General features: G+C 39.7%; 11 protein-coding genes. 4 read left to right on the top strand and 7 right to left on the bottom strand.

The annotated features are described in order from the left end of the window. Nucleotides 1-6: 6 nt before the first annotated feature. From H9L23_RS24250 to H9L23_RS24240, 3 genes are all read right to left on the bottom strand, one after another. A complete protein-coding gene (locus H9L23_RS24250; RefSeq protein WP_187592713.1) occupies nucleotides 7-3,426 on the bottom strand; it encodes a TonB-dependent receptor in 3,420 nt (1,139 codons plus the stop codon). A 149-nt stretch (nucleotides 3,427-3,575) separates the two neighbouring features. Next, nucleotides 3,576-4,754: a FecR family protein gene (locus H9L23_RS24245; RefSeq protein ID WP_187592712.1), complete on the bottom strand. Its 1,179-nt coding sequence runs from the start codon at nucleotides 4,752-4,754 to the stop codon at nucleotides 3,576-3,578. A 543-nt stretch (nucleotides 4,755-5,297) separates the two neighbouring features. Then, a complete protein-coding gene (locus H9L23_RS24240) occupies nucleotides 5,298-5,876 on the bottom strand; it encodes an RNA polymerase sigma factor (protein WP_187592711.1) in 579 nt (192 codons plus the stop codon). Nucleotides 5,877-6,051: 175 nt separating this feature from the next. Here H9L23_RS24240 and H9L23_RS24235 point away from each other — a divergent pair, with 175 nt between their 5' ends. The 3 genes from H9L23_RS24235 (at nucleotide 6,052) to H9L23_RS24225 (ending at nucleotide 8,684) form a co-directional block, all read left to right on the top strand. Further along, the gene (locus H9L23_RS24235; protein WP_187592710.1) at nucleotides 6,052-6,354 is read left to right on the top strand and encodes an ArsR/SmtB family transcription factor; all 303 of its coding nucleotides are present in this window, start codon (nucleotides 6,052-6,054) and stop codon (nucleotides 6,352-6,354) included. Between the two features lie 14 nt (nucleotides 6,355-6,368). Beyond that, nucleotides 6,369-7,469 (top strand): NADH:flavin oxidoreductase, encoded by a 1,101-nt coding sequence (locus H9L23_RS24230; protein WP_187592709.1) that lies wholly within the window; start codon nucleotides 6,369-6,371, stop codon nucleotides 7,467-7,469. A 324-nt stretch (nucleotides 7,470-7,793) separates the two neighbouring features. Beyond that, nucleotides 7,794-8,684, top strand: a complete 891-nt coding sequence (locus H9L23_RS24225; protein ID WP_187592708.1) for a pirin family protein — start codon at nucleotides 7,794-7,796, stop codon at nucleotides 8,682-8,684. Here the strand turns inward: H9L23_RS24225 and H9L23_RS24220 are convergent. Next, nucleotides 8,681-9,862, bottom strand: coding sequence for a porin family protein (locus H9L23_RS24220; protein ID WP_187592707.1), 1,182 nt, complete (start codon nucleotides 9,860-9,862; stop codon nucleotides 8,681-8,683). The genes H9L23_RS24225 and H9L23_RS24220 overlap by 4 nt on opposite strands. Next, nucleotides 9,859-10,500 (bottom strand): RNA polymerase sigma factor, encoded by a 642-nt coding sequence (locus H9L23_RS24215; protein WP_187592706.1) that lies wholly within the window; start codon nucleotides 10,498-10,500, stop codon nucleotides 9,859-9,861. The genes H9L23_RS24220 and H9L23_RS24215 overlap by 4 nt, the downstream gene beginning before the upstream one ends. 171 nt (nucleotides 10,501-10,671) lie before the next feature. Between H9L23_RS24215 and H9L23_RS24210 the strand changes: the two genes are divergently transcribed. Continuing rightward, the gene (locus H9L23_RS24210; protein ID WP_187592705.1) at nucleotides 10,672-11,535 is read left to right on the top strand and encodes a hypothetical protein; all 864 of its coding nucleotides are present in this window, start codon (nucleotides 10,672-10,674) and stop codon (nucleotides 11,533-11,535) included. A 56-nt stretch (nucleotides 11,536-11,591) separates the two neighbouring features. On the opposite strand, the gene H9L23_RS24205 is transcribed toward H9L23_RS24210, so the two are convergent. Together H9L23_RS24205 and greA are read right to left on the bottom strand one after the other, a co-directional pair. After that, the gene (locus H9L23_RS24205; protein ID WP_187592704.1) at nucleotides 11,592-11,990 is read right to left on the bottom strand and encodes an HIT family protein; all 399 of its coding nucleotides are present in this window, start codon (nucleotides 11,988-11,990) and stop codon (nucleotides 11,592-11,594) included. An 89-nt stretch (nucleotides 11,991-12,079) separates the two neighbouring features. Continuing rightward, a complete protein-coding gene (gene greA / locus H9L23_RS24200; protein WP_029276724.1) occupies nucleotides 12,080-12,553 on the bottom strand; it encodes a transcription elongation factor GreA in 474 nt (157 codons plus the stop codon). Nucleotides 12,554-12,626 lie beyond the last annotated feature (73 nt).

Here is a 12,626-nt window from a genome sequence, read left to right as displayed (position 1 = left end):
CTCTAATTAAAATCCAACATTTACGCCTACAAAAAATGATCTGGCCTGAGGATAAAAACCACGGTCTACACCTAAGCTTCCGCCTCCGATTTCCGGATCATAACCGGTGTATTTCGTCAGCGTAAATAGGTTGTTACCCATTACATAAACTTTTAACTTATCCAAACCAACCTTATTTACCAGTTGCTTAGGCAAGGTGTAGCCCAATTGAACATTCTTTAACCTGAAATATGCACCGCTTTCTAAAAACAGGCTCGATACCCGGCTATAGTTTTTGTTATCATCCTGTAGGGTTACCCTTGGTATGGTATTGCTTGTTCCCTCACCTGTCCACCTGTTTAAAATATTGGTGGTGTAGTTTGATGGAGTTAAATCGAACCTTCTTAATCCATTGAAGATCATATTTCCTGAAACACCCTGTCCAAACAACGAAATATCAAAGCCTTTATATTTTGCAGAAAATGTTAAACCATAAGTAAAATTCGGATTCGATCGGCCTAAGAAGGTTCTGTCAGCATCGCTGATTACACCATCACCATTCAGATCCAAAAATTTAATATCACCTGGTTTTGCATTGGGCTGAATTAAAGCACCTGCACCATTTTTATAATTGTTGATTTCTGCCTGGTTCTGGAAAAGGCCTGCAGTCTGGTATCCGAAAAACGAATCAACCGGCTGGCCAACAGCTACACGCGTTACCTCTAAACCTTGCGGCGTAATGGTTTGTCTGCTTGGGATATAATCTTTATCTGCACCTAATAAGGTTACCTGGTTTTTGATAAATGAAGCATTACCGGCAACATGGAAGCTCACTTCACCAATTTTTTTGTTCCATCCCAGTTCAATTTCGAAACCTCTGTTGTATAAATCGGCAGTATTGGCATAAGGACCACTATTACCCACGTATGATGGCACTACCTGTTGCAATAACATTCCATACGTTTTTTTATTAAAATAGCTGGTACTTAAAGTAATGCCTTCAAATAAGGTAGCATCAAAACCTAAATCAACTGAAGAGGTTTCTTCCCATTTTAAATCAGGATTGGAAAGCGCATTCGGACTCACGCCATTAATAAGCGTTTGGCCTGACGCTGTTCCCAATGAGTAATTCCGGCCGCCGCTAACCGTTGCCAGGTAGCTGAAATCGGGAATATTATCATTACCGTTAATACCATACGATCCTCTAAACTTTAAAAAGGTGATGATATCATTTTTAGGCCAGAAATCTTCACGAGAGGCTACCCAACCTGCCGATGCAGAAGGGAAATAACCGTATTTATTATTAGGGCCAAAACGTGAGGAACCATCTCTACGGATGATACCCGTAAAAAGGTATTTTTCATCGTAATTATAAATTACACGACCAAATATGGAGTTTAAAGTGTTCAGGTATTCGCCCCCATAAAAATCAGAATTTGTTCTAGCCACCGGAAACTGTAAGGAGGCATCTTTAATGTTATCAACCGGAATACCTTCTTTAATTCCGCCCTGAGTTTCGCCTTTGTTTTTCTGTGCCGAATAACCTAATAAAGCCGTAAATACATGTTTACCAATGGTTTTATCATAGCTTAAGGTATTTTCTAAAGACCAGAATAAACCTCTGTTATTATCTCTGGTATAAGCGGTTAGGGTTGATTGATTAATCGAATTCAGGTAATAAATCGGGCGAAAAGTCTGCCCGCCCCAAAAAGCAAGATCCACACCTCCGGTACTTCTAAATTTTAAACCTTTTATAAATTCTACCTCTGCAAAAGCATTACCCACTATTTTATCGCTCCAGCTATTGCCCTGGGCAACCTTTAGTGCTGCAACCGGGTTTAGAACCTCCGATTGGGCATAATCAGAAATACCATAAGGGAAACCAGCATCATTTCTCACTACCGGATTATTAAGGTACTTTGAAGCACCATATTTAGCCGGATCGGTTTCCACAACAGGTGTTATCGGATCCATATTAATGGCCCTGCTTAATGGCGAACCATATTCGGTATTGGTACTTACGCCAACCGAATTGATCCTGGTATAACCGATCGAATTACCAAACTTGATGTTCTTTGTAATTTTATGTTCGAAGTTAAACCTGGCAGTAAATCTTTTAAAATTCGAATTGGATGTAGCCACAATACCATCCTGATCGAAATAACTGAACGAGCCATAATATATAGACTTATCATTTCCTCCACTCATGTTTAAATCGTGGTTTTGGATTTTGGCGCTGTTATTAAAAACTGCCGCCTGCCAATCAGTTCCTTCACCATATTGTGCCGGATTAGGGAAACGCACCGCGGTAATTCCATCGGCCAATTGCGATTCGTTGTAAATGGTAGCATATTGCGTAGCATTTAACAAATTAAGTTTTGTAGAAGGTGCCTGTGTACCGATATAATTATTATACTCCAATCTGATCCTCCCTGTATTGGCGCCTTTTTTGGTTGTCACAATAATTACCCCGTTTGCAGCGCGTGTACCATAAATTGCGGCAGATGCGGCATCTTTTAACACCTCAATTGATTCGATATCTGATTGATTCAAATATTCGATACCTCCACCGATTACCACACCATCCACAACAAATAATGGATTTGCATTATTGATATTGGCTGTACCGCGGATCCTGATGGTACCTCCATCGCCCGGCTGACCAGAACTCGTCATTACGTTTACACCTGATGCCCTACCTTGTAGCGATTGCTCCAAACGTACCACCGGTGCATTTTCCAGATCGGCAGCTTTAACCGAAGCTATGGCGCCCGTTACCACACTTTTCTTTTGTGTACCATAACCAATTACCACTGCATCGGCCAATAAACCTGCCTGCGGTTCTAGTTTTACGGTCAGGCCATTGGTTGCCGTTACTTCTTTATTTTCGTAACCGATATAAGAAATCACCAGCGTTGCGCCTTCGCTTACATCTTTTAAAATAAATGTACCCGTTTCATCAGTTACCGAACCTTGATTGGTACCTTTTACCTTCACACTGGCTCCTGCCATGGGTTGGCCTTTCTCATCAACTACCTTACCCCTGATATCAACAAAAGAACGTATCATTAAAGGCGTACCTTCTGCCGATTTACGGTGGATAATAATGGTATTGTTTTTTATGGTGTAGCCAAGCGGCTGATCACTAAAAATACGTTTGAGCGCTTCTTTAATATCAGTATTACGGATATCGATGGTTACTGGTTTAGCTTCCTTTAAAAGATCTAAATCGTACAGAAAACTATAACCCACGCTTTTGTTCAGCTTGCGAAAAACTTTAAGTAGTGTGGTATTTTTTTCTGATAATGTTACGTTTTGTGCATTTGCAGCCCCGTAACTGAGCTGTAAAAATGTAGTGATTAGCAAGACAAAAGTCAATTTCATAATCAACAAAATTTTAAACAGGCGTCCCTTTGGTTTGGGCAACCATTCAGTATAAAAATTCATATATTTGGTTATTAGGTTTAGAATAGTTGTATCTCACAATTTTACGATTAGAATAAAGCCTTAATTATGGCCGGGAGCGTTGCCGCGCTTCCGGTTTTTTAGTCAGGCATATTCTAAAAATCATCATCGTTTTGATGAAAAAGTATAGGTTATGGCATAACTAAAATCCTCCTCTCCTCAATTCTAAAATGTACGGCCCCGGTGGTCTGAAGCATATCTAACACCTCGTTTACACTATTGAAACGCGAAATGCGCCCACCAAAGGTTTTATTGATTTTATTACCGCGGTAATCTATTTCTACATTGTACCAACGGGCAATTTTATTCATAATGGTTTCTAAATTCTCTTCATTAAAACTGAAATAACCATCTTTCCAGGTTATTGATTCTTCTGCATCTACGGTTTCAACTTTCACTGATGGTGATGAAGAGGTGATGATTGATTGCTGGCCCGGTTTTAATAGTTGCGAAAGGTTCGACTGTAAATTTTTAATCCTTACACTACCTTCAAGCAAGGTGGTTTTATTGCTGGGTTCGTTGTTATAGGCATTAATGTTAAAATGCGTACCCAAAACTTCCACTTCCTGACTTCTGCCTGTACCGATGTCGCTTTTTACTTTGAATGGAAGCCTTGCACCATTTTTACCGGTTAACTTAGCTACTTCGAAATAGGCTTCACCTTTCAGTTCTACTTTTCTTTCTTCGCCATTAAAAGCAGCCGGATATTTTAAAACCGATTCGGCATTGAGCCAAACTTTAGTCCCATCAGGAAGGTTGATCTGGTATTGTCCGCCACGCGGTGTTTCAATCGTATTATAAACAGCATTTTTAACATTCGATGCCGATTGTGCAGCAACGGTATAAATCAGCTCCCCTTTATTGGTTTTGGTAATGTTAATGCCTGCTTGTTTAGCAATTATACCATCAGTAGCATCTGTTAACGATATTTTAGAACCATCGGCCAATGTCAAAGTTGCTTTATTTCCACCAGGCCTTATTATTTTTTCTGCCGTTTTAGTAATTTGTTGAGGATTTGAGAATTGTTTTTTCAGCTGGTTATTAATCACGAAACCAATAAAAAAGAGCACCACTGCCGCAGACGCCAGTTTTGTCCAAAGCATTCGTTTACGTGCAGGTTTCAGCGCTGTTTCTTCTTCAATTGCATTCCAGATTTGGTTTTTGGCATTAATTAACTCGGAGTGATCCAGATCGGATACCCTTTTAGACAGTTCGGATAAGTGCCACGATTCTACTAAAGCTTTTTCGTCTTCAGTACACAATCCATTTCTGTATCGTTCTAAAAGTTTTTCAACTTCGGCTGTATTCATTACTTCAAAATATTTGGCTAATTAAATACATGTAGGTTAACCAAAGCCCAGGTAGTAGATGAAAAGAAAATATTTTTATTTTTTTCTGAATGATAAATTTTCACCTGCGCAAACTTGTATTATCCAGTTGCCCTAAAATGACTTAGGTGGTTAGTATTATTTAGAAAAACGGGGTTTGGTGTACTTCGGTTACGAAAGTCCTGCTATCCCTCCAAGTCCTCACTCGTGCCTCGCTCCGGGCTTTCCGTCCTATCAGGTTTAGTTAACAAAGCCTGCTTTTTAAAAGGACTGATAATTTTAGACCTTAGGGGTTTTTAAACGGCGCAGCCTTCAATGAGGCCATTAAAACAATATTAACATCGAATTAAACCTGCGAGGTTTAAACCGGTGGGTTTTGCGTTAGGGATTGTAAGGGTTCAGTACCGATCCTTCATCGGTACCGGAGCGCAGCGTAGCCCTGAAAAGCCCGCCCCTTTCCCGTATTTCACGGGATTGGGTAACGCCCAAATCAATCAATTTATAATTTTTGGGTTAGAATAAAAATCAACGGATCATTAAAATTATGGCCAGCAATAAAAACGAAGTGAGTTTTAGCCTCAAAACCTTAAGTGCATTGCTCATTTGTTTTTTTACCGTTTTATCTGATAAATGCAAAATATCGGCAATTTCTTTCTGGCTAAGGTGCTGCTGGCGGCTCATTTCGAAGATGAGGCGCATTTTAGGCGGTAGTAACGATACTTCCTTTTCAATAATTGAAGCAAATTCGCGTTCACGGATATAGTTATCGGTAACATAATCGCCCTGATCGGCAAAATTTTCCAATGATTGTAAATAATTGGAACGCGATTTATTTTTATCCAGCCAATCGAAAACTTTATACCTCACTGCAGTATAAAGATAGCCTGATAACTGTGATTTGATTTTAATATTAGGGTTGCTCCAGAGGTATACAAAAATTTCCTGCACAATATCCCTTGCATCTTCCCTATCGGGTACCATTTTGCAGGCATAGATATATAACAAACCGTTAAACCGTTCGTAAATTTCTTCGAACGCATACTTATCCCCATCCTGCATCAGGACGAAAAGTTCGTGATCGCTTAATGTTTGATATGATGACACCTGGTTAGAATGATTAAACGAATGTAAGAAATTGTTTGATGTAAATCCTAACATTATTTTAATTGTACAGAGAGTTTAAAACGTTTTAATAACGTTTATATCAACTTTTTACACACAATTGTAAAGTTTGATTCTTTAATTGGCATATCGGGAAATTCCGATATACCTTTGTGTTATGGATCAGGTAGAAATATTTAAAGCCCTTTCGAACAAAACACGTTTACAGATTTTAGGCTGGCTAAAAGAGCCCGAGCTTAATTTTCCGGAACAGCCAAATGCCGATTTTGAAAACGTTGGTGTTTGTGTTGGGCAGATCCAGATTAAAAGTGGTTTATCACAAAGTACCATCTCCGAATACCTTTCTATTTTACAGCGTGCGGAATTAATCAGCTCCACCCGTGTTGGGCAATGGACTTATTACAAACGCAATAAAGAAGGTTTGGAAAAATTAAGCGAAATCATCCATAAAGCATTATAAATAGTTAAAATAATATGAACACAGATAGTTTATTCAGGCCTTTTAGCCTTAAAACATTAAATACAAAAAACAGAATAGTAATGGCTCCAATGACGAGATCTTTCTCTCCAGGTGGAGTGCCAACACCCGAAGTTGCAGCTTATTATGCAAAAAGAGCTGCTGGCGAAGTAGGTTTAATTTTATCAGAAGGTACGGTAATTAACCGCCCATCTTCTTCGGCAGATCCAAACATTCCACATTTTTATGGCAACGAAGCTTTGGCAGGATGGCAGCAGGTAATTAATGATGTTCACCAGGCTGGCGGGCAAATGGGTCCACAGATCTGGCACCAGGGAATTATGGAAAACCATGCATCAGGCTGGTTGCCAAGAACACCTTTCGAAGGTCCGTCAAGCTTTAACAAACCAGGTTTCGAAAACGGTGTGCCTATGACAGATGCTGCTATTGCCGATACCATTGCCGCTTTTGGCCAGGCTGCTGCTGATGCAAAAGCTTTAGGTTTCGATACCGTTGAAATACATGGTGCCCACCAATATTTAATCGATCAGTTTTTCTGGGAAGGTACAAATAACCGTACCGACATTTACGGCGGTAAAACTTTGGCCGAACGTACCCGTTTTGGTGTGGAAGTAATTAAAGAAGTACGCAAAAGAGTTGGCGAAGATTTCGCGGTAATTATCCGTTTGTCGCAATTTAAACCTGCTGCTTACGACTTTAAACTGGCTAAAAATGAGCAGGAAATGGAGCAGTGGTTAACACCATTGGCCGATGCCGGTATTGATATTTTCCATTGCTCGCAACGCCGTTTCTGGGAGCCCGAGTTTGAAGGTTCTGATTTGAACTTTGCAGGCTGGGCGAAAAAAGTAACCGGAAAAGCAACCATTTCAGTAGGATCTGTTGGTTTGGATGGCGATTTCTTTGGTGCATTTGCTGGCCAGAGTTCTCAACCAAGCTCATTAGATGAATTGGTGCGCAGAATGGACCGTGGCGATTTTGATTTGGTTGCCGTTGGCCGTCCGCTTTTAGCAGATCCGAACTGGGTAGAAAAAATTAAACATAACCGCACTGAGGAATTGAAAGGCTTTAGCAAAGAGGCTTTAATGCAGTTAGTATAAAAAAAATCCCTATTTTTCTTTTTAAGTTTAAAAGCATCTCGAAAGGGATGCTTTTTTTGTTTGTGATGTCTGATGTTACCTGACATTAGCATTTTTTGCCACGGAAAACACAGAAATCACGGAGTTAGTTGGTTTTTCAAGGAAGAAGCCTTACCGTCGCCCTCCCATGGCGTCATTTCGAGCGGAGTGCAACGCAGTCGAGAAATCTATCTAGATAGATCTCTCCACTCCGCGATGCTCCGGTCGAGATGACGTGATGAAGAAAATTTCAACCTAAATCCCGCCCTTTTTCCTTAAATTCACCTCATTAAAACAGATCACCACATGTCGAATATTAAACTGATTATCGAGGAAAGGCCAGCAAACATTGGCAATTTTATGGTTGGCAGGCTTTTGCCTTTCAGAGAGAAACGCATGGTTGGTCCTTTTTCTTTTATCGACCACATGGGGCCCGCAGCGATGAGCGATCACGAAAATCTCGATGTTCCGCCACATCCACATATCGGACTTTCTACCTTAACCTTTTTGTTCGAAGGAGAAATTACCCATAAAGATAGCCTGGGGTCTGATGTAGTCATCAAACCAGGCCAGGTAAACTGGATGACATCAGGCAGTGGCATCGTACACTCTGAAAGAACGCCAGAATACCTTCGTCATACCGATAAAATGCTGCATGGTTTACAAATCTGGGTAGCTTTGCCCAAAGCACTGGAGCAAATGGAACCGGAATTTTTTCATGTAGAGGGTGCCGATATCCCCGCATGGGAACAAGATGGCGTTGCCATTAAATTAATTGCTGGTGAAGCTTTCGGACAAAAATCACCCGTGCCCGTTTATAGTCCGCTGTATTTTTTAGAGTTAAAAAGCACTGACCGCCAGAAAGTAAATATTGGCGATTATCTTTTCGGAGAAAGTGCCCTGTATATTTTGGAAGGTGCTATAGAAAGCGACGGACATATTTTCGAGCCCCGCCAGATTTTAATTGCCAACGATGCCAAACTCTGCGAATTTACCATGCACGCCAATACCACGGTTTACATTTTCGGCGGCGAGCCTTTTCCTGAAGAGCGCTTTATTTACTGGAATTTTGTAGCTTCGGATAGAGAACTTATCGAGAAGGCAAAGCAAAAGTGGCTGGAACAAAGCTTTAAACCTGTGCCTGGAGAAACAGGTTTTGTGCCTTTACCCGACCCAATTAAGAATATTAAACATTAATTTTTCTTAAATAAATTCATATTTACCGAAACCGCTACACCTGTTGAGGATAGCTTTGAATTGCCATAACCAATGTCGGTTAAAGGGATTTTCATAAAAGGTTTGGCGCTGATGCTTAAATTATTGTTTATCTTATGCTGAAACTCTACCCCAACATTCGCTATGCCTAAATAATGTTGATTTTGACCCTTAATTTCAAAATCTTGAGGGCCTTTATAATCTCCTGTATAAGAATAGCTGTATTTTTCCTTTAACATCAGGTAACTCGAAAGCCCGGTACTCACCGAAATCGAATTTCTGCTATTGCCAAAAACCTTATAATTTACATTTAAAGGAATATCAATTACATCGCAATTGGCGTGGATATTTGATGGGGCTATTTTAAAAATATAACTCGTATTGGGATTGTATAAACTAAAATCCGAATCGTAAATTTTCTTGGCATAGGATGCTCCTGTGGTTATGCTCAACTTTTTGGTTATCATATAAGTGGCCTCTACTCCAAAACCGCCGCTTAAATTGCTTGTACCTGATTTTTGAACACCTGTTAAATCTGGTGCGGCTAAAATACTCAGTACAAACCGTGATTTTTGTTTCAAAACCGGTGGTTTAATCCGCTCGGACTTACCTACGGCAACATGAGCAGCCAATTTTTGATCTTTAAGCTCAACAGGATCGATTTTAGAACTTAAATCTGGCTTAAACTGCACATTGGCTAACAAATTGGAATTATTACCTGCAGTTTCGATGGCTTTTTGACCAATTTCTACATTTACATCAGTAATACGCTTTTGAACTGATTTACCTGTTTCAATATTTTGTTGGTTTACAGCCAATGAATTTGAATCCGTATTTACAACAGGATCAATCTGTTTTGTTGGTAACCCGGTTAAATTTCCTGAATTATTTTGTTTATTATTATGCTGATTCTCCCTATCGGTTTTTAGCACCGCCTTAACGTCTGTTTTATTATTTGATGGCTTTACCAATAAAAATACGATCAGTAACATTGCTGCTATTCCGGCTGCAGCGGTTAGCCAAAACAAAGGCACAACCCTCCTTTTCGGAGTTGGATGCAATCTTTCCTCCAGATTATCCCATTCTAAATCATTAAAAGGCAGGTCGGGGTTTCCCAATCCATCCTTAAATAATTTATCTATATCTTTTCCCTCTTTCATTGCATGTTTGTGTTTAACCTTATATGTAAAAGGTTTTTTTCTACGCCCGAACTCCTCACCTGGTAAGTTTTCGAATCAGTAGCTTTTAACATTTCCTGTAATTTTTGCCTGGCCTTAAACAGGTTAGACTTTGATGTTCCGATAGATATACCCAACATTTCGGCAATTTCCTCATGGTTATAACCATCTATAGCAAAAAGGTTAAAAACCGTTCGGTAGGCAGGACTTAGCGCCTGTACCAATGCCAGCAGATCGTTATAGGCCAATTTATCGTACACCGAACTCACCTGAGCAATATTTTCGTGCTCCTGGATATCCAGATGATCAGCAAATTTTAGATTGGCCCGGTAATAATCGATAGCGGTATTGGTTATAATCCGTCCGAGCCAGGGCATAAATGCCTTAGAATTTTCATATTTGGCTATATTTTTAAAGGCTTTAAAAAATCCATCGTTCAGTATCCCTGCAGCATCTAACCGGTCGTGTGCATAACGTAAACATATACCCATAGCAAAGCTATAGAAATGCTTGTATAGCGCTTTTTGACTATCTCTTTCATTTCTAATGCAGCCCTGGATATACTTTTGTATAATTTCTTCACTATCGCGGTTAGCGGTCACAAGTTCTCCTTTCAACAAACATTACGGCAAGGGATAACAAAAGGTTGCCTTAAAAATTTATTTTTTTTAAAAAATTTTATTTCGTTCGTTTTGGTCAAAAATATCCATTCTACAAGCAACCATTTACAACTTGGCGGCGTAATAGCGGCATATCAATTTTTATTAAAGTTAAACTAAAACAAAAATCTTATGCTAATCTACTTAAAAAAGAATCTATTGGCGCTAATATGTTTAGCCATGGTATTTACAGGCTGCAAGAAAAATAGTTCGGAAGATCCCACAACTCCGCCTGTCGTTAATAATAACAAAGGAATCCAACTGGCAACTGATGCTAAATTTGGATCAGTATTAACTGATAAAGACGGTAAAACTTTGTACTTTTTCTCATCTGATGCTGCTGGTACGCCAACCTGTATCAATGGTTGCGAAACCACCTGGCCACTTTATTATTCTGCCGATGCCAGTACAGATTTAAACCTGAACAAAGCCGAAGTTGGTGAAGTTACCCGCGCCGATGGCAGTAAACAAAGTACTTATCGTGGTTACCCACTTTACTACTTTGCGGGCGATGTTGCGAAAGGCGATACCAAGGGCGATGGCGTTGGTGGAATCTGGTTTGTGGCCAAACCCGATTATTCGTTAATGCTGGCTAATGCACAGCTAACTGGAAACAGCATCAATTACACCAGCACTTATGCTGTTGGAGATGGCAAAACCATTTACTTAACTGATAATAGAGGGCGTACTTTATATGCTTTCGCACCAGATAAAAATGGGGTTAATACCTATACAAAAGGTACAGCTCAGGAAGGGATATGGCCGGTTTATGAATCTGAAATACTTAATGTGCCTTCGGCTGTAACAAAAACCGATATCGGGGTAATTACTGTAGCAACAATTAGCAAAAAACAGTTAACCTATAAAGGATGGCCTTTGTATTATTATGCACCAGATACAAACAGGGGTGATAATAAAGGTTTCCTGGTTGGAAAAACGCCAGGATCGGTTTGGCCGGTATTGCAGCTAAATGCGACAGTTGCTCCGGCACAATAAAAATACTTGGGTTAGGCGGGTAGAATGGTCGGCTGATGGTATCAGCCGGCCTTTTTTTATACTGCTAATAAGGCTTGCTTAATTTTCTCAGCAGCCTCTGCCAACTCCTCGGTTGTTGGCTTTAATTTTTCTTTACTAAAGTTCATATCGCTTACACTATTCATTGGTATTAAATGAATGTGTGCATGCGGAACTTCCAATCCGATTACCGAAACACCAACTTTTTTACAAGGAAAAGCAATTTTTACACCTTTGGCTACAATTTTAGCAAACATCCAGAGACCAACATACAGATCTTCGTCCATATCGAAGATATAGTCGGTTTCAATTTTAGGGATTACCAGAACATGCCCTGCCGTTAAAGGCTGAACATCTAAAAAAGCTAAATATTCTACAGTTTCGGCTACAACATGCGCAGGGATTTCGCCTGCAACGATTTTTGAAAAGATAGTCATAAGGTGGAAGGTTAAAAGGTGGAAGGTGATTTGCGCAAAGCGTTTGGTGATAAGCGATCAATTTACACTAATCGCCAAACGCTATTCGCTTATCTCGAAATCTCTAAAACTTCAAACTGCATTTTACCTGCAGGCACTTCAATTTCGGCAAACTCGCCTACCGATTTTCCCAATAAACCTTGCGCAATTGGCGATTTAACAGAAATTTTTCCGGTTTTTAAATCGGCTTCTGTTTCTGCCACCAATTGGTAAGTCATGGTTGCACCGTTTTTAACATTTTTTATTTTCACGATAGACAATGCCAATACTTTTGATAAATCCAATTTCGACTCATCAATTAAACGTGCATTTGCCAACGTATTCTTTAATTTTGAAATTTTAGCTTCATGCAAACCCTGCGCCTCTTTTGCGGCATCGTATTCTGCATTCTCCGATAAATCACCTTTATCCCTTGCTTCTGCAATTGCTTTAGATATAAGCTGACGACCGGTGGTAGTTAGATAATGTACCTCCTCTTTCAATTTATCCAACCCCTCTTGGGTGTAGTATGTTACCTCTGTCATTGCTCTATTAATTTTATTCAAACGCTATAAAAAACAAACAAGACTATATAGTTGGTTTGCTACATAGTCTTGC

It is taken from the genome of Pedobacter roseus (genome assembly GCF_014395225.1).
In the GTDB taxonomy this organism is placed as follows: domain Bacteria; phylum Bacteroidota; class Bacteroidia; order Sphingobacteriales; family Sphingobacteriaceae; genus Pedobacter; species Pedobacter roseus.
The sequence above is the reverse complement of the archived record's forward strand: the minus strand, read 5'-3'. Positions and strand labels throughout refer to the sequence as shown.